The sequence below is a fragment of the Streptomyces sp. NPDC043746 genome (assembly GCF_056436485.1).
On the sequence record NZ_JBWKCM010000014.1, the window covers coordinates 1 to 15591 of the forward strand.

13 protein-coding genes, 1 tRNA gene and 1 pseudogene are annotated in these 15591 nt (G+C 72.7%); 6 read left to right on the plus strand and 9 right to left on the minus strand.

Annotated elements, in window-relative coordinates; all coding sequences use genetic code 11:
* Nucleotides 1-117 precede the first annotated feature (117 nt).
* Nucleotides 118-888 (minus strand): YcnI family copper-binding membrane protein, encoded by a 771-nt coding sequence (locus AC0682_RS16850; RefSeq protein WP_478533582.1) that lies wholly within the window; start codon nucleotides 886-888, stop codon nucleotides 118-120.
* 240 nt (nucleotides 889-1128) lie between these two features.
* Nucleotides 1129-1998, minus strand: coding sequence for a hypothetical protein (locus AC0682_RS16855; protein ID WP_478533583.1), 870 nt, complete (start codon nucleotides 1996-1998; stop codon nucleotides 1129-1131).
* A 304-nt stretch (nucleotides 1999-2302) separates the two neighbouring features.
* Here AC0682_RS16855 and AC0682_RS16860 point away from each other — a divergent pair, with 304 nt between their 5' ends.
* Nucleotides 2303-2815, plus strand: a complete 513-nt coding sequence (locus AC0682_RS16860) for an ATP-binding protein (RefSeq protein WP_478533585.1) — start codon at nucleotides 2303-2305, stop codon at nucleotides 2813-2815.
* A gap of 53 nt (nucleotides 2816-2868) precedes the next feature.
* On the opposite strand, the gene AC0682_RS16865 is transcribed toward AC0682_RS16860, so the two are convergent.
* Complete coding sequence (locus AC0682_RS16865; protein WP_478533587.1) at nucleotides 2869-4350, minus strand: aminopeptidase P family protein; 1482 nt, start codon at nucleotides 4348-4350, stop codon at nucleotides 2869-2871.
* Nucleotides 4351-4457: 107 nt separating this feature from the next.
* Complete coding sequence (locus AC0682_RS16870; protein ID WP_478533589.1) at nucleotides 4458-5954, minus strand: PP2C family protein-serine/threonine phosphatase; 1497 nt, start codon at nucleotides 5952-5954, stop codon at nucleotides 4458-4460.
* A 565-nt stretch (nucleotides 5955-6519) separates the two neighbouring features.
* Here AC0682_RS16870 and AC0682_RS16875 point away from each other — a divergent pair.
* A complete protein-coding gene (locus AC0682_RS16875) occupies nucleotides 6520-7260 on the plus strand; it encodes a bifunctional DNA primase/polymerase (protein WP_478533590.1) in 741 nt (246 codons plus the stop codon).
* 638 nt (nucleotides 7261-7898) lie between these two features.
* Complete coding sequence (locus AC0682_RS16880) at nucleotides 7899-8192, plus strand: hypothetical protein (RefSeq protein ID WP_478533592.1); 294 nt, start codon at nucleotides 7899-7901, stop codon at nucleotides 8190-8192.
* 247 nt (nucleotides 8193-8439) lie between these two features.
* Here AC0682_RS16880 and AC0682_RS16885 read toward each other — a convergent pair whose 3' ends face one another.
* The 3 genes from AC0682_RS16885 to AC0682_RS16895 all read right to left on the minus strand — a co-directional run bounded on the left by AC0682_RS16885 (nucleotide 8440) and on the right by AC0682_RS16895 (nucleotide 11195).
* The gene (locus AC0682_RS16885) at nucleotides 8440-9405 is read right to left on the minus strand and encodes a DUF5926 family protein (RefSeq protein WP_478533594.1); all 966 of its coding nucleotides are present in this window, start codon (nucleotides 9403-9405) and stop codon (nucleotides 8440-8442) included.
* A 261-nt stretch (nucleotides 9406-9666) separates the two neighbouring features.
* Nucleotides 9667-10188 carry an ATP-binding protein gene (locus AC0682_RS16890; RefSeq protein WP_478533595.1) on the minus strand — a complete coding sequence of 174 codons (522 nt, stop codon included), beginning with the start codon at nucleotides 10186-10188 and terminating at the stop codon, nucleotides 9667-9669.
* Between the two features lie 170 nt (nucleotides 10189-10358).
* Nucleotides 10359-11195, minus strand: a complete 837-nt coding sequence (locus AC0682_RS16895) for a glycerophosphodiester phosphodiesterase (RefSeq protein WP_478533597.1) — start codon at nucleotides 11193-11195, stop codon at nucleotides 10359-10361.
* 201 nt (nucleotides 11196-11396) lie between these two features.
* Here AC0682_RS16895 and AC0682_RS16900 point away from each other — a divergent pair, with 201 nt between their 5' ends.
* Both AC0682_RS16900 and AC0682_RS16905 read left to right on the plus strand, forming a co-directional pair.
* A complete protein-coding gene (locus AC0682_RS16900; RefSeq protein ID WP_478533598.1) occupies nucleotides 11397-12995 on the plus strand; it encodes a S1C family serine protease in 1599 nt (532 codons plus the stop codon).
* 86 nt (nucleotides 12996-13081) lie between these two features.
* A tRNA-Ser gene (locus AC0682_RS16905) sits at nucleotides 13082-13168 on the plus strand.
* 231 nt (nucleotides 13169-13399) lie between these two features.
* Here AC0682_RS16905 and AC0682_RS16910 read toward each other — a convergent pair.
* Nucleotides 13400-13885, minus strand: coding sequence for an Imm10 family immunity protein (locus AC0682_RS16910; RefSeq protein ID WP_478533599.1), 486 nt, complete (start codon nucleotides 13883-13885; stop codon nucleotides 13400-13402).
* 136 nt (nucleotides 13886-14021) lie between these two features.
* Entirely contained in the window at nucleotides 14022-14924 is a 903-nt protein-coding gene (locus AC0682_RS16915) for a bifunctional DNA primase/polymerase (RefSeq protein ID WP_478533600.1), read from the minus strand.
* Nucleotides 14925-15260: 336 nt separating this feature from the next.
* On the opposite strand from AC0682_RS16915, the pseudogene AC0682_RS16920 reads away from it, so the two are divergent.
* Nucleotides 15261-15506 (plus strand): annotated as a pseudogene (locus AC0682_RS16920) (hypothetical protein); the annotation flags it as partial.
* Nucleotides 15507-15591: the final 85 nt, after the last annotated feature.

Sequence of the window (15591 nt, forward strand, 5' to 3'; positions counted from 1 at the left end):
ATCCTGTCCCCCCCCAGACCCCCCTCCCCCCCGCTCCCGCCCCCCCCCCCCCCCCCCCCCCCCCCCCCCCCCCCCCCCCCCCCCCCCCCCCCCCCCCCCCCCCCCCCCCCGGCCGGATCAGGCCGAACGGCGGCGGCCGGCGAGCACGCCGAACGCGACGCCCGCGATGCCGACGACGATGCCGATGATGCCCAGGGTGCGCGCCGTGGTGTCGCTGGACGAGGAGGACGCGGCGTGCGTCTCCTTCTTGTCGCCCTCGGCCGACCCCGCCTTGTCGGAGGCCTTGTCATCGGCCGCGTGGTCGTCACCGGCCTTGGTGTCGTCGGCCGTGCCGCCGCCGTGGTGGTCGTCGGAGGCGGCGGACAGCGCCAGGACCGGGGCGGGGCTGTCGGGCTCCTCGCCGCCGGCCTTGGGCTCCTCGATCCAGCGGACGACTTCCTTGTTGTCGTACGTCTGGATGGCCTTGAAGACCAGCTGGTCGGCGTTCTCGGGCAGCCGCCCGACGGAGACCGGGAACTGCTGGAAGAAGCCGGGTGCGATCTCGGAGCCGTCGGCGGTCCAGGTCACCTTGGTGACGGCCTCGGTGATCTTCCGGCCGTGCACCTCCAGGGGCTTGTCGAGCTTGCCCTTGGTGATCTCGATCTTCCAGCCCGGAACGGCCTCGGGGGTGACGGAGGAGAGCGGGTGCTCGGCCGGGAAGTTCACTTCGAGCTTGACGGTGGAGGCCTGGTCCCGCTCGTTGGGGACCTTGAAGTTGAGGGTGGCGTAACCGCCCTTGGCGGCCTCGCCCTGCGGCTGGACGGTGACGTGCGCGGCGGCGGGACCGGCGAGCAGCAGGACGGTGGACGCGGCGACGCCGGCGGCGAGGGCGATACGGGAGACGTTCATGGCAGGGATCACTCCACAGAGGACGAGGAATCACGTGGTCCGGCGCGCGGGTGCGCGACGGCGGCACGACACCTCGTCCGGTCCGGGGGACACTCCGGGGAGGACCCGGGGCGGGGCCGTCCAGGAGGAATCCGGTTCGGCCCACGGAGAGCCGTCCGGAAACAGGGCAGCCGCCCGGAAACAGGGGGAGGCGCCCGTCCCGGTGGTGCTGATCCGTTGCGGGCGGACGAAGGTGTCGCGTCAGGCTGCGAGGGCGTACGGGGCCGGAGGCCCGCGCCTGATCACCAGGTGGTGCAGAGGGTCCCCGGTGTCCGGCGCGGGGTCGTCGTCGGCCGTACGCAGGGTGCGCGGGCCGTTCGTGAGCTGCTCGTGTGCTCCGGTGCGCAGGGCGCGTACGAGCGCGAGCGCGGCGCGCAGGGAGCGAAGCCGGGTGGCCGCCGCCAGCTCCTGTGCGCCGTACGCCGAGAGCCGGGCCAGCCGGAAGAGGGCGGCCTCGCCGCGGCGCAGCAGCCAGCCGGCGGCGAGCGCGGCGAGCAGGTGGGCCAGGAACATCGGCAGGGCCGGCAGCAGGGTCAGGACGGTCGCGTACGCCGACGCGACGCCCGATCCGCCGTCGGGGGCCGCGGCGGCCGTGGTGGCGGCCGAGGAGAGGTGGTCGTGGCCCCGCACCGTCGCGGCCGTGACCGTGGAGGGGTCTATGCCCGCCGTGGTGACGATGCGGTGGGCCTCGGTGGCGTCGAGCTGGGCCGGGCCCGCCCCGCACACCAGCCCGGCGGCGAAGCGGATCAGGGGGTTCTCGCCGCTGCCCGGGGGCGCTGCGGCGGCGACGCCCTGCGCGCCGCCGTGGCTGCCGTACGTGAACAGGACGTGCAGGACGATCTGACCGCCCGCCAACGCACCCGCGATCGACCGAAGGGAACGTTCCCGTCCGGCGAGGGCCGAGGCCACGGCGAGGACGCCGAGGAAGCCGGCGAGCAGGGTCCACGCGGGGACCGGCGCCCCGGCGGCGAAGGTGTGTCCCGCCGCGGCCAGCACGACGCAGACCGCGGTGAACACCGCGGCCCTCATGAGCCGCAGACCGGCTCCGGCGTGTGCGACAGGCGTGGACATGGCCGGAACATCATCGCACTGCGCGCCCCCGCGCGGTACGGCAGGTCCGGAACATCAGCTTCCGTCCCCCCAAGAGCGCTTGTCGCGGCGGGCGGCGGGGGAGACAAGGGAGTGCGACCCGCCCACGCCCCCCTCGCGGAGCCCGCCCCGGCCTCCGATTCCCTCTCCCCTGGAGCGGCCATACACCCGCGCGTGGAATACACGCATCCGCCGAATGAGGGCTCTCACAGCCGATCCGTGCTTATGAGGGGCGATGCGCGGCAATACGTATCGATACGTCGAGCCGCGGCCGGGAGGCTGGAGCATGAGCATCTGGTGGTCACTCCATTTGCGGCGCGAGGCTGCGAGCGTTCCGCTCGCCCGCCGCTTTCTCCTCGGCACCATGGAGACCGCGGGGGTCGATCCCGACATCTGCTTCGACCTGTCGGTCGCGCTCAGCGAAGCCTGTGCCAACGCCGTCGAACACGGCGGCGACCGGCCGGGCCCCGTGGAGCACGGAGAACACGACGAGCACGGCGAGCAGGCGCACTCCCGCCCCGGAAGGACCTCGGTGGACTCCGGGCAGTACCGGGTCACGGCCTATCTGGACGGCGAGATGTGCCGTATCGAGGTGGCCGACTCAGGACCGGGCTTCCCCGCCCGGCGCGCGCTCGCCCCCGCCGCGCCCGTCCCCAGCGGCGCGGAGAGCGGCCGCGGGCTGGACCTCATCGAGCAGCTCGCGGACCATGTCCAGTTCGGCAACCGGCCGGGCCGGGGCGCGGTGGTCAGCTTCGACAAGGTCCTGAAATGGCGGGAGGGCGCGCTGCTCATGGTGTGAGCGGCGCGCCCTGGGACGCTGTGTGCGTCGGCCGTACGCGTTACGGCGGTGGGTCAGCCCTTCAGCCGGGCCATCCAGGCCTCGACCTCGTCGGCCTGGCGGGGCAGCTTGTCGGACAGGTTCCGGTTGCCGTCCTCGGTGACGAGGATGTCGTCCTCGATCCGGACGCCGATGCCCCGGTACTCCTCCGGCACGGTCAGGTCGTCAGCCTGGAAGTACAGCCCCGGCTCCACGGTCAGGCAGACGCCCGGCTCCAGGATGCCGTCGACGTACGCCTCGGTCCGCGCGACGGCGCAGTCGTGGACGTCCATGCCGAGCATGTGGCCGGTGCCGTGCAGGGTCCAGCGGCGCTGGAGGCCCAGCTCCAGGACCTTCTCCACGGTCAGGTCCCCGAGCAGCCCCCACTCGACGAGCTTCTCGGCGAGCACGCGCTGCGAGGCGTCGTGGAAGTCGCGGAAGGCGGCACCGGGCTTCACGGCGGCGATGCCCGCCTCCTGGGCCTCGTACACCGCGTCGTAGATCTTGCGCTGGAGCGGGGAGAACGTGCCGTTGATCGGCAGCGTGCGCGTCACGTCGGCGGTGTAGAGGTCGTTGGTCTCGACGCCGGCGTCCAGGAGCAGCAGCTCGCCGGGGCGTACGGCGCCGTCGTTGCGGACCCAGTGCAGGGTGGTGGCGTGCGGTCCGGCGGCGCAGATCGAGCCGTAACCGATGTCGTTGCCCTCGATGCGGGCGCGCAGGAAGAACGTGCCCTCGATGAAGCGCTCGCTGGTCGCCTCGGCCTTGTCCAGGCTCTTGACGACGTCCTCGAAGCCGCGCGCGGTGGCGTCGCAGGCCTTCTCCAGCTCGGAGATCTCGAAGGCGTCCTTCACGAGGCGGGCCTCGGAGAGGTGGACGCGCAGCTCCTCGTCGCGCTCGGCGGTCACCTTGTCGGCGAGGGCGGCCTCGATGGAGGCGTCGTGGCCGCGCACGTTGCGCACCGGGCCGGTGGCCTCGGCCAGGGCGGCGGCGACCTCGCGGACGTCCTTCGCGGGGATGCCCAGCAGCTGCTCGGCCTCGGCGAGCGAGTGGCGGCGGCCGACCCACAGCTCGCCCTGGCCGTCCAGCCAGAACTCGCCGTTCTCCCGGTTGGAGCGGGGCAGCAGGTAGATGGTGGCCTCGTGGCCCTGCTCACCGGTCGGCTCCAGGACGAGGACGCCGTCCTGGGTCTGGTCGCCGGTGAGGTACGCGTACTCGGTCGAGGCGCGGAACGCGTACTCGGTGTCGTTGGAGCGGGTCTTCAGGTTGCCCGCGGGGATGACCAGGCGCTCGCCGGGGAAGCGCGCGGAGAGCGCGGCGCGGCGGGCGGCGGTGTGCTCGGCCTGGGGGATCGGGGTGAGGTCGTGCAGCTCGGTGTCGGCCCAGCCCGATTTCATGTTCTCGGCAAGCTCGTCGGAGACGCCCGGGTACAGGCCGTTCTTCCGCTGCTTGATCGGCTCCGCGGCCTCGTTCTCTTCGGTCTCCTGCTCCGGGGTCTCCGGGATGAGCTCCTCAGACACGATGTGACTCTCCTTGATACGACACTGGACCACCCCCCATCGTACGGGCGTACGGAAGGGGGCCCAGGACCGAAGGACCTGTTACCCGGCCCGGTGATCGGCGGGTCTCAGTCGAAGTGCGCGGCGAGGACGACCACGTCCTCGGTGGAGTCGCTCCGGTCGAGCCCGTCGGGCAGCATCGTGTGCAGGACGTGGTCCGCGACGGCCGCGGGATCGTGCCGGACCGCCTTCGGCACGGACGCGGCCGCCGAGTGCAGCCGGGCGAAGGCGCGGTCCATGGCGTCGCCGGTGCGGCGGAGCAGCCCGTCCGTGTAGAGCAGCACCGTTTCTCCCGGTGCGGGGGAGAACTCCACGCTCGGCGCCTCCCAGCAGGCGAGCATCCCCAGCGGGGCGGAGAGCGTGGTCTCGACGTACTCGCAGCGCCGGTCCCCGAGGATCAGCGGCGGGGTGTGCCCGGCCCCGGCGAGCACGACCTTGCGGGTGGCGGGCTCGCAGTAGGCGAAGAGGGCGGTGGCGGTCCGCGCCGGCTCGGTGAGCCGCAGCAGCAGTTCCAGATCGGAGAGTACGGCGACGGGGTCCTCGCCCTCCATCACGGCGTACGCCCGCAGCCCGGCGCGGAGTCGGCCCATGGCGGCCATGGCGCTCGGTCCCGAACCGCCGACGGAGCCGACCGCGAGGCCGAGCGCGTGGTCGGGCAGCGGCAGCGCGTCGTACCAGTCGCCGCCGCGCCGGGGCCCGGTCCGGTGCCGGGCGGCCAGCTGGACGCCGGGGACGCGGGGCAGTCGGCTGGGCAGCAGCTCCTCGGCGACGGTCGCGATGTCGGCGCGGGCCCGCTCCAGCTCGGTCAGGCGGGCCAGGTGCTCGGTGGCGTACCGCGCGTAGAGACCGACGAGGTGGCGCTGCTTCTCCGAGGGCTCGCCGGGTTCGTCGTAGAGCCAGACGGCGCCGCCGAGTCGGCCCGCGGCTTCGGAGGCCAGGGGCAGGGCGTAGCTGGCGGCGTACCCGAGTCGGGTGGCGACCTCGCGGTGGCGGGGGTCGAGGTCCTTGTCAGCGAGCAGATCGGGGGTGGCGATTCCGTTCCTCGCGTCGGCGGTGTCCGGGGGGCCGTCGAGGACGCGGCCCAGGGCGGTGGCCGAGCGCTCCACGGTCTCCAGGTGTCCGAGGTCGGCGGGGCCGAGCCCGAGACCGAGGGTGGTGGAAGGGGTTGTGGTGCCCGCGCGTTCCAGTACGAGGAGTCCGCGGCGGGCGCCGAGAAGGGCGGCTCCGGCGTGCAGCACCTCGTTCAGGGCGGCGTCGAGGGTGGCGGTGGAGGCCAGCCGCTCGGTGAGTTCGTGCAGGGTCGTGAGGTCCGAGACCCAGCCCGCGAGGCGGTCCTGGATGAAGGCTCCGGGCGCTGCCGGGATCTCCCTCAGAGGAGCGGCAGTCTGCGTTGAAACCGGAACTTCTGGATCGATTCCAGCCACTTTCGGCAGGTGTGGGGCGCTCATGGCAGCCAGCTTTCGGGCCGGTGCGATTCGTCCAATAGCATCGCAAACCCCCATGTGATTCTGCGCCACTATCAATGCATCCACATGTACACGCACAAGTAACCCGATGTCCAGCATTGTCCCTTGGAGGCTCGCCGCATCGGCTCCTCTTTCGGGCTCTCCCGTGCTCTTCCAGTGTTGGGCAAGTTGGCCGAAAAATGTACCCTCCGGAGGCAATTTGCGGTCGACTGGGGCTGCTCACCAAGGGGTTCCGCCGGGGTGAAATGCCCGGGGCGTCATTCCGGGCAGGCTGGGTACGTAATCGACGACGCCCGGGGCAGACGCTCAGGGGCGGATGCGATCGCTCAGGAACCTGACAGCGGGTCCGGAACGTCCTTACCCGTGACGGTCGCGACAGTGGCGGTCACGCCCTCCGCCCGACGCGGCGGGGGCCGGGCCCGGCCGGTAGGCACGAGGCACCCGTGGCGGGCGCTCCCGGCTCCGCACAGCTCGGCACCACCCCAGATCGGTTCCACTCGGATCGGTTCCACTCGGCTCGGCTCGGCTCACGCTCGGTACCGAAGGCACGCCCGTACCGCAGAACCTCATGAGCACGTACGCACAGCGAAGAGACGTGCACGCGATGTCCCACACGCGTCTGCGTCATGTGGACTCGGCGTTCAACGGAAAGGAACGAGCGCTCATGCGCGAGATCCTCGGAAGGCGACGCAGGCTCCGGCTCCGGCGCAAGGAGGGTGCCGCCCGGCTGGAAGCGGCCCTGACCTTCGCCACCGCATGGCGGTGGCCCGTGCTCCCCGGAGCCGGGACCGCGCCGACCGCCCTGCGCGGTCTCGGCTGCGCCTGCCCCGACCCCGACTGCGCCGTTCCCGGCGCGCACCCCTTCGACCCCGGACTGCTGGCGGCCACCACGGACGAGCGCATGGTGCGCTGGTGGTGGACCAGCCGCCCCACCGCCCCGGTGATCCTGGCGACCGGCGGCCGTGCGCCGTGCGCCGTGAGCCTGCCCGCACTGGCCGGGGCGAGGGCGCTGGTCGTGCTGGACCGGATGGGCATGCGGCTGGGCCCCGTCGTCGCGACGCCCACCCGGTGGTCGCTGCTGGTGGCGCCGTACACGCTGGAACGGCTCGGCGAACTGCTGTACAGCAAGGACTGGGTGCCCAGCTCGCTCCGGTTCCACGGGGAGGGCGGCTATCTCGTCCTGCCCCCCTCCGAGATCGGCACGGGCCAGGTGCGCTGGGAGCGGCCCCCCGCGCCCCTGGCGGCCCCCGCCCCCTCGGTGCCGGTACTCCGCCGGATCACGAAGGGCGGCGGAGGACGGGCGGAGGCGGCGGTCCCCTGGCTCCCGGATGTCGAGGCGGTCCTGGACGCCCTGGTCGAGGCGAGCACCAGCGCCCCGGACGGCGGCAGCCGGCTCGCGTACTGACGGCTCGCGTTGCCGGTTCGCGTACTGACGGCTTGCCTGCTGACGGCGCGCGCGGACGGCTCGCGCGTTGTCGGTGCACGGCGGCAGGTCTACGACGGAGTGTGACGGCGTACGCCGGGTGGCTCGCGCGTCGGCGGTGGGCTCGCGCGGCGGCAGATGTACGGCCCGGCTCACTCGTACGGGTGTGAGCCGGGCCGTATCGGTGGTGAACGGGCGCAGGACGGCCCGGCCGCGCGCCCCGCGTGGATATCGTCGACCTCGAATACGCGCGTGGGCGCGTGCGCGTGTCAGCCGAGTTGCCGGCGTTTCTCGGAAACTCGCCCGCAGCCGGCAAGGGGGCCACCATGAATCTCCGCATGATCGGTTTTACGGCTGCCGTGGCGTTCGCGTGCCTGATTCCGATCGTTGCCTCCGCAGATCCGGGAGGACCCACGGAGGCCGTATCCGTAGACGGCCACTCTCCGGACAGCTCATCAGAAATCCGCCCGGAAAAGCTTTCTGATGGTGTGTACGCGAATTCCGGTGCGGTGACGGAACCCTCTTTCTCCGCTTCGCCATCGGAACCGCCGGATGGTGACGCGGCCCGGTGCGGGCCCGAGCTGGTCGCGCCGGAGGGGGTCGAGGCGCAGACCTGTGTCATGACCGGGGGCGGCGAGACCTGGGGGCGTGCCTACTACCGCAACACCTCCGGAGCCGAACTCCGTTCCGTACTCACGCTGATGGGGCCGGGCGGGCGGACCGTGGAACTGCACTGCGCCCTCCCGGCCCACGACGAGCCGGGCAGCTGCGAGACCCCGCGGAGCCCCTCGGCGGGCGGGCCGGGTGCCTACGCGGCGGTGGCGGAGTACGCGGGCGCGGGCCCGGTGGAGGAGGCACCGCTGCTGCTGCGCGCCGGATCCGACCGGGCGCCGACCCCGGCGGCATCGGGCTGAGCGGGCGCGTCGGGCTGAGCGGGCGCATCGGGTGCGCGCCTCGGGCGAGCGGGGGCGGGGCGCGGACACCCGGAGACGAAGACGCCCGGTCGCTGGCGACGGGGGATGCACCAGCGACCGGGCTTCTAGAACCGTAACAAGAGATCTGCCGTTCGCAAATTCGATCTCGCCTGTGGGGACGGCGATTTACTTGTGAGTACGGCGAGTTGTGATGCGAGTCACCATGCCGGGCAGGGGCCCCGCAGGGTCAGCTGAGCGTCACCTGGCGGTTGGTGAGGCCGCCGCGGGCACGCCGCTCCTCGGCGGTGAGCGGGGCGTCGGAGGCGAGCGCCGTCGCCAGCCGCTCGGCGAACGCGGCGGCCGGCTTCTCGCACGCCTCGGCGCCCATCGAGGTCGGCAGGTCCCAGACAGGGACGACCAGCCCGTGCGCCCGGAACGAGCCGACGAGCCGGGTGCCCTCGCCGAGCGAGGAGGTGCCGGCGGCGTGCAGCCGGGCGAGCGCGTCGAGGAGCTGCTCCTCGGGGTGCGGCATGACCCAGCGCAGGTGGTTCTTCTCCGGGGTCTCGCACCAGTACGCGGCGTCGACGCCGGAGAGGAGCACCGTCGGGATCGCGGCGGCGTTCGCGCGCTCCAGGGAGGCGGACACCTCGGGGGTCGCGTTCTCCGCGTCGGGGACCCAGAACTCGAACCCGGTGTGGACGACCGGCTCGAACGCGGCCTGCGGGTCGAGGACATCCTGCAGGCGCGGCCCCTCGGCCGGTACGCGGCGGGCGGTGACGGGGGTGCCCGGCTCGACCTCCAGCGCGCGCTGGAGGGTGTCCGCGAGGTCGCGGCTCAGGTCGCCGGAGGAGGTGTCGTTCTGGAGGGCCAGCAGGACGGAGCCGTCGTCGCGGCGCAGGGCCGGCCACGCCATCGGCAGCACGGTCGCGAGGGTCACCGACGGAACGCCCTCGGGCAGCCCGCCCTTCAGCGCCAGCCCGACGGTGGCGGCGGGCACCAGCTCGCGCAGCGCGACCCAGTCGCACTCGCCGGCCAGTCCCTCGAAGGGGCGGTGGACCAGCTCGGTCACGGCCTGGGCGGCGGCGCGCCCGTGACACGCCTTGTAACGACGGCCCGAACCGCACGGGCAGGGCTCGCGGGCTCCGACGACCGGGATCTCACCGTCCTTGAGCTGCTGCTTCCCGGCCTTGGTCTGAGGGCGCTTCTTGGCCATGGTGGGCGTTCTCCCGGTTGCGACAGTGCGGTCTCGGCGCGAGCCTAGCCGCCCGCGACCCGGTCGCCGTACACGCGGGCCGTGACTCCGCCCCCGTACATGCGCGTGCGTCTCCGTGGCCGTACGCGCGCCCGCGGCTACCCCTGTCGTTCCGCGTCGCTTGTCGCTTGTCGCTCGTCGCTTGTCGCTCGTCGTCGCTTGCCGTTGCTCGCTCGTTGCTCGCTCGGGGTCGGCGGCTTGGGCCCACACCGTCGAGGACGCTCAGCTCGCGTCGTCGAGGACGTCGGAGAAGTCGAGCCCCTCGAACCCGGTGAGTCCGCCGACCGCGCCGATTTCGGGCGGCTTCGGAGAGGGGACGTGGGCCCAGACCGTGACCTCGCCCGACGAGTCGTCCCGTACACCCCACTCCTGGGCCAGGGCGCTGATGATGTTGAGCCCGCGCCCGCCGCGTGCCGTCACCGAAGGGGTGGCCGGAACCGGGCGGGTGGGCCCGCCGCCGTCCGTGACCTCCACCGTGAGGCCGCCGCCCGTGTCCACATGCCACGCGGCCCGGATGTCGCCGTCACCGACGTCCGAGTGCCGCCCCAGCGGCCTGCCGTGCCGACAGGCGTTGCTGAGCAGTTCGGAGAGGATGAGAACGGCGTCGTCCACGACCGCGTCCGACACCCCGTTGCCGCGCAATTCCTCACGCATCCGGTGCCGTGCCTGCCCCACGCCCGCAGGGCCATGGGGAACGGCCATGCTCGACGACGCAGGCACCTCTTGTGCCACCACCAACGCCACCCCCGAGACCTCCTTTGCCCCACGCCACGGGTTGGATGCCCCACTGAGCTGCACCGGAAACCGGCCAAGGGGCTGTCGGCGACGCACTCGTCACGAAGAAACGCTCGATGAGTGCGCCGGTGTACTCCCCGCCGGGGTGGTACGGGGGTGCTTTGCGTGCCTGTTGTGTGCTAAATGCGGCCCAGTTGGGACAGAACCTGCTTGGGGCGGTTGGTGATGATCGCCTCGACACCGAGTTCGGCGCACAGCTCCACGTCGGCGGGCTCGTTCACGGTCCACACATGGATCCGGTGGCCCGCCCGGTGGAGCCGTTCGATGTATCCGGGGTGGTTGCGCACGATCCGCATGCCGGGCCCGGCGATCCGGGATCCGGCGGGCAGCCGGCCGTCGCGCAGCCGGGGCGAGACGAACTGCATCAGGTAGACCGTGGGCAGCGCGGGCGCGGCGGCCTGGACGCGGTGCAGGGAGCGGCCGGAGAAGCTCATGATGCGGATGGGGGAGGGCTCGTCGGCCGACGGCTCGGTCAGGCCGAAGCGGTTCAGCAGGTGCAGGAGCCGCTCCTCGACCTGTCCGGCCCAACGGGTGGGGTGCTTCGTCTCGATGGCCAGCTGGAGCGGGCGCCCGGTGGCTCGTACCTCGGTGAACAGCTCCAGGAGCCGTTCCAGGGTGAGTACGGAGGTCAGCTCACCCGGCGCCGGATCCCAGTCGGGCGACTCCTCGCGGTCCTTCCAGGAACCGAAGTCGAGGGCGGCGAGGTCGGCCAGCTCCAGGGCGGAGACGGCGCCGCGCCCGTTCGACGTCCGGTTCACCCGGCGGTCGTGCACGCAGACGAGGTGGCCGTCGGCGGTCAGCCGGACGTCGCACTCCAGGGCGTCGGCCCCGTCCTCGATCGCCTTGCGATAGGCGGCCAGGGTGTGTTCGGGGGCGTCGTCGGAGGCCCCGCGGTGGGCGACGACCTGGATCGAGGTGTGGCTGCTGCGCTGCCGTGCTTGGGTCACGCGCGCCATGGTGCCACCGCCACGGGGGCGGGTGAGCACATGTCGCTCTGGAGGTCCGTTTTGCCTGATGTAAAGATTGCTGTGCGGATGCACAGGTCCTGCTTACAGTGGCCAGACGCGCCGTGGGAAAAGCTGACCGCAGACACGTGCACAGCGGATTTCTCGCCGAATGCCGACTGGATGCCGAGTGGAACCGAGGAGTAGAGAGCTGTGAGCGCAGAGAACGAGGGCACCGAGGACAACGCGGTACCGGCCGTGCCGTCCGTTCCGCCCGCACCTCCCGTGCCCGCCACCACTCCCGACCCGGCGGCGGACGGCGTACGGGACGAGTCCAAGAGCACGGCCGCCACGGAGGCAACACCGCCCGCCGCCCCGACACACGCGGACGCACCGCGCCACACCCCCACGCACCAGGGCACGGCCCAGGACCACACGGCAACGGCCCCCACCCCCCAGCCCCACACGCCCCCGCACCCCCACCAGCCCCCGCACTCCCCGTACGGGGCGGCGCCCGAGCCCCCCGCGGGCGCCGCCTCCTGGCCCCCGCCCCCGCCGACGGTCCCGTCGTACGCGGGCGGCGGCGCGGCCCACATGCCCGGCGGCGTGGGCGACGGAAACGGCGGCGGCCCGGTCTGGGGCACCCCGTCCCCGCAGCCCGGCCACGACCCCTCCCACGGCACCGGCAAGCGCCGGGGCGCGGGCGGGCTGGTCGCGGCGGTCGCGGTGGCGGCCCTGGTCGCGGGCGGGATCGGCGGTGCACTCGGCTTCTGGGCCGCCGACCGCAACGGCAACGGCTCGTCCGGCAGTTCGACCACCGTCTCGGCCTCGGACAGCCCGAGGGACCTCAAGCGCCCGGCGGGCACCGTGGCCGGGGTCGCGGCGAAGGCGCTCCCCAGTGTGGTCACGATCGACGCGCAGGGCGGTGACGGCGAGGGCGGCACGGGCACGGGCTTCGTCTACGACAAGGAGGGCCACATCCTCACGAACAACCACGTGGTGGCCTCCGCCGCGGAGTCCGGCGAGCTGTCGGCAACGTTCTTCGACGGTAAGAAGTACGCGGCCGAGGTCGTCGGCCGGGCCCAGGGCTACGACGTGGCCGTGCTGAAGCTCGAGAACCCCCCGTCGGATCTGACGCCTCTCCCCCTCGGTGACTCCGAGAGCGTGGCGGTCGGGGACTCGACGATCGCGATCGGCGCGCCCTTCGGCCTCTCCAACACGGTCACGACGGGCATCATCAGCGCGAAGAACCGCCCGGTCGCCTCCGGGGACGGCTCCCGCAGCAAGAACTCGTACATGAGCGCGCTCCAGACGGACGCCTCGATCAATCCGGGCAACTCCGGCGGCCCGCTGCTCGACGCCACGGGGGCGGTCATCGGTATCAACTCCGCGATCCAGTCGACGGGCGGCGGCCTCGGCCAGTCCCAGGCCGGCTCGATCGGCCTCGGCTTCGCGATCCCGATCAACCAGGCGAAGAACGTCGCCGAGCAGCTGATCAAGACGGGCAAGCCGGTCTACCCGGTGATCGGCGCGACGGTCTCCATGGAGGAGAAGACCGGCGGCGCGGCCATCTCCCCCGAGGGCGCGGCAGGCACCCCCTCCGTCACCCCGAACGGCCCCGCGGCCAAGGCGGGCCTCAAGCCGGGCGACGTGATCACCAAGTTCGACGACACCGTGATCGACAGCGGCCCCACCCTGATCGGCGAGATCTGGACCCGCAAGCCCGGCGAGAAGGTGACCTTGACGTACGAGCGCGACGGCAAGACGTCCACGGCCGAAGTGGTCCTGGGCCAGCGCGAGGGCGACAGCTGACCGGCTAGGCTGTCCCAAGCGTCGAACCCGGCCCCACAGGGCCGTGACGGCCCATCGGCCGTCACGGCGTGGGGCCGCCGACGCGGGGTGGGTTGCCCGAGCGGCCTAAGGGAACGGTCTTGAAAACCGTCGTGGCAGCGATGTCACCGTGGGTTCAAATCCCACACCCACCGCAGCAGATCAGCTCCAGCGCTGGTCGGAAGGGGTGCCCCGAGAACGGGGCACCCCTTGGTCATGCGGTTCTGCCTCACCTCGGCCCGGCCGTGTACCGCTCTGGATCATGGCGTGCGGGCCGGGCGTGGGCCACGGGCCATCCGGCTGCTGGCCTGCACATGTTCAGACGAGTGAGAGCCCTGTGGTTCGTCGAGGGTGAACCGTTCCGTGTTCGGTGGAGGCCTTGAGTCTCAACCGCCCATGCCGACCGCGAAGGGTGCGCCCGTGAACGCGTGTCCCGTGGCGCGGGGGTGTCCCGTGTCCCACAGGTTCTCCACCACGGGGCGGGCGTCCGGGCGGCCGTAGGTGAGGATGTGCGCGAGGGCCGTGCGCATGCGGGTGATGTCGGCTGCCGGTGCGGCGAGCGTTATCTCGATCAGGGGGTCGGAGAGGCGCAGCGCGGGGAGGGACGCGGGGTCCAGGGCGATGCGGAGGACGTCCCCGTCCAGCTCCGCCCGGCGTACGCAGCCGTAGGCCGTGTTCTGGTCGGGGGTGACCAGGCAGTGGGTGTCGAAGCCGAGAGCGGTCTCCTGGGCGTCGGGTTCGGCGAAGTCGCACATGAACGTCAGGGAGAAGGCGCCCTCGTCGTCCGACTCGGCCAGTCCGGCCAGCACGCAGTCGTCCAGCTCGGGATCGTCGAGTCCGCACACCGAGCGTGCCGTGAACCTGTGGGTCATGGGTGGTTTCTACCAGGGCGGGGACTGGGGGTGGCGGGGTGGTGGGGGGTGGGAGGGCTGGGCGGGGCCCCGAGGTCCTGACGTCCTGGGGTGCCCGTGGCCCTGTCGTCTCCGCTCCGTCTCGGCCGGGGGCCCGTCATTCCGGGATCGGCCGTCCCCGTCCCCGGGTCAGCCGTTCCGCCGAGGCGATCGCCGCACGGGCCTCCTGTTCCGTGAGGCCGGTGCGGATGGCGGCGGTGGTGAGGGCGTCGGCCAGGGCGTCGCCGAAGCCGTGTTCGTAGGCTCGGCAGGCGGCCCAGAACAGGCGGGTGTTGCGCTGGCCCTCGTGGGCCGCCAGGACGAAGTCGATCAAGCCCTCGCCCCGGCGGCCCGGAGGCGTCTCCTTGTGGGGAGAGCCGGGTGTGCCCGGGGTGCGTCTCGGTGGCGTGAGGAGGCGGAGGAGGGCGCGGGGGCAGGGTGCCGGGGTGAGGTGGGCGGTGCCGGGGGCCAGGCGGTAGCGGCCGTGGGTGGTGACCGAGCCGGGGCCGACCAGGTAGCCGCCGCTGCCCCGGACGTCGATGCCGGGGGCGAGGCGGCCGGCCGAGTTGGGGACCGTGGTGTCGGCGGGGCCGGTGAGCCAGAGGTGGCGGCCGCCGCTCGGGGTGAGCACCGTGACCGTCGGCGGGATCGTGAACAGGTGCTGGAGCGCCAGTTGCTGAAGAGCGCCCACCGAGTCGTTGCCGTACGCCGTGTCGATGTCCAGGTCGATGCCGATGAGCCGGTGCGGGGCGCGGCCGCAGGCGATGCCGTAGCCGGTGGCCCGCGGCGCGGCGGCGAAGAGGGCGCGGACGGCCGCGGGGTCTGTGGTGGCGTCGTGCACGCCGTGTCCGGGCAGTCCGCACTCGCCCCGGCAGTGGACCGGAGGCTGCTCTCCGTGGTGGGGCGAGCGCAGGGCGGGGAGCTTGGTGGCGGACAGGGGGAAGACGGGGAGCCCGCGCCCGGCGGCGGCGAGGGCGTGGGCGAGGGCCAGGGCGGTGGTCTGCCGGTCGATGGTGGCCATGGGTTCAGTTTCGTACATGCGTTCGAGTTAGGGAAGTGGGGGCGGCCGGAGGGAGGGGCGGCGGGAGCTGGTGGGGGAACCTTTCTGCCCTTGCGGGGCGCGGGTGGGGCGGAGGCGTCGTGGGGCCTGGTGTTCCTCTGTTCCGCGGGAGGTTTATCGCCTCTTCCTCATACGTGCGGGGGAATCGGGCGGTGCACCATGGTTCGCCGGGGATGTGCTGGGCAACTCTGCTCTCGCGACGTCGTGACCAGCGCCGGAGCGGTTGGCCGACTGCCCTGGAAAGAGCCGCGTACGGCGTGCGTCGAGCACGTGCGGCGCCTCAAGCGCACGAACCCTATGAAGCCGGGCTTCCGGTTCCTGGAGGAACTCACATGGGCAAGCATCCGTACCGCTCGTGTTCTCGCCGCGGTCGCCGACCTGCCCCTGGCCGTCGCCCTCTGCGGCGGCGTGGCCCTCGCGGACAACGGCTCCTTCGCGAACGGCGGATCGAACGCGGCCGTGGCGACCGTCGGCGGCAGTGGGGGGGGGGGGGGGGGGGGGGGGGGGGGGGGGGGGGCGGGGCGGGGGGGGGGGGGGGGGGGGGGAGGGGAAGGGGGGGGGGGGGGGGGGAGGGGGGGGGGGTGGTATAGAAAGAGGGTCATTACTTCGCGTATTTTATGCGTTGCGG

Bases quoted from the DNA above. Each gene is read 5' to 3' on its own strand.
- AC0682_RS16850 (WP_478533582.1), bottom strand. From the start codon at position 888: ATGAACGTCTCCCGTATCGCCCTCGCCGCCGGCGTCGCCGCGTCCACC.
- AC0682_RS16855 (WP_478533583.1), bottom strand. From the start codon at position 1,998: ATGTCCACGCCTGTCGCACACGCCGGAGCCGGTCTGCGGCTCATGAGG.
- AC0682_RS16860 (WP_478533585.1), top strand. From the start codon at position 2,303: ATGAGCATCTGGTGGTCACTCCATTTGCGGCGCGAGGCTGCGAGCGTT.
- AC0682_RS16870 (WP_478533589.1), bottom strand. From the start codon at position 5,954: ATGCTGGACATCGGGTTACTTGTGCGTGTACATGTGGATGCATTGATA.
- AC0682_RS16875 (WP_478533590.1), top strand. From the start codon at position 6,520: ATGCGCGAGATCCTCGGAAGGCGACGCAGGCTCCGGCTCCGGCGCAAG.
- AC0682_RS16880 (WP_478533592.1), top strand. From the start codon at position 7,899: ATGACCGGGGGCGGCGAGACCTGGGGGCGTGCCTACTACCGCAACACC.
- AC0682_RS16885 (WP_478533594.1), bottom strand. From the start codon at position 9,405: ATGGCCAAGAAGCGCCCTCAGACCAAGGCCGGGAAGCAGCAGCTCAAG.
- AC0682_RS16895 (WP_478533597.1), bottom strand. From the start codon at position 11,195: ATGGCGCGCGTGACCCAAGCACGGCAGCGCAGCAGCCACACCTCGATC.
- AC0682_RS16910 (WP_478533599.1), bottom strand. From the start codon at position 13,885: ATGACCCACAGGTTCACGGCACGCTCGGTGTGCGGACTCGACGATCCC.
- AC0682_RS16915 (WP_478533600.1), bottom strand. From the start codon at position 14,924: ATGGCCACCATCGACCGGCAGACCACCGCCCTGGCCCTCGCCCACGCC.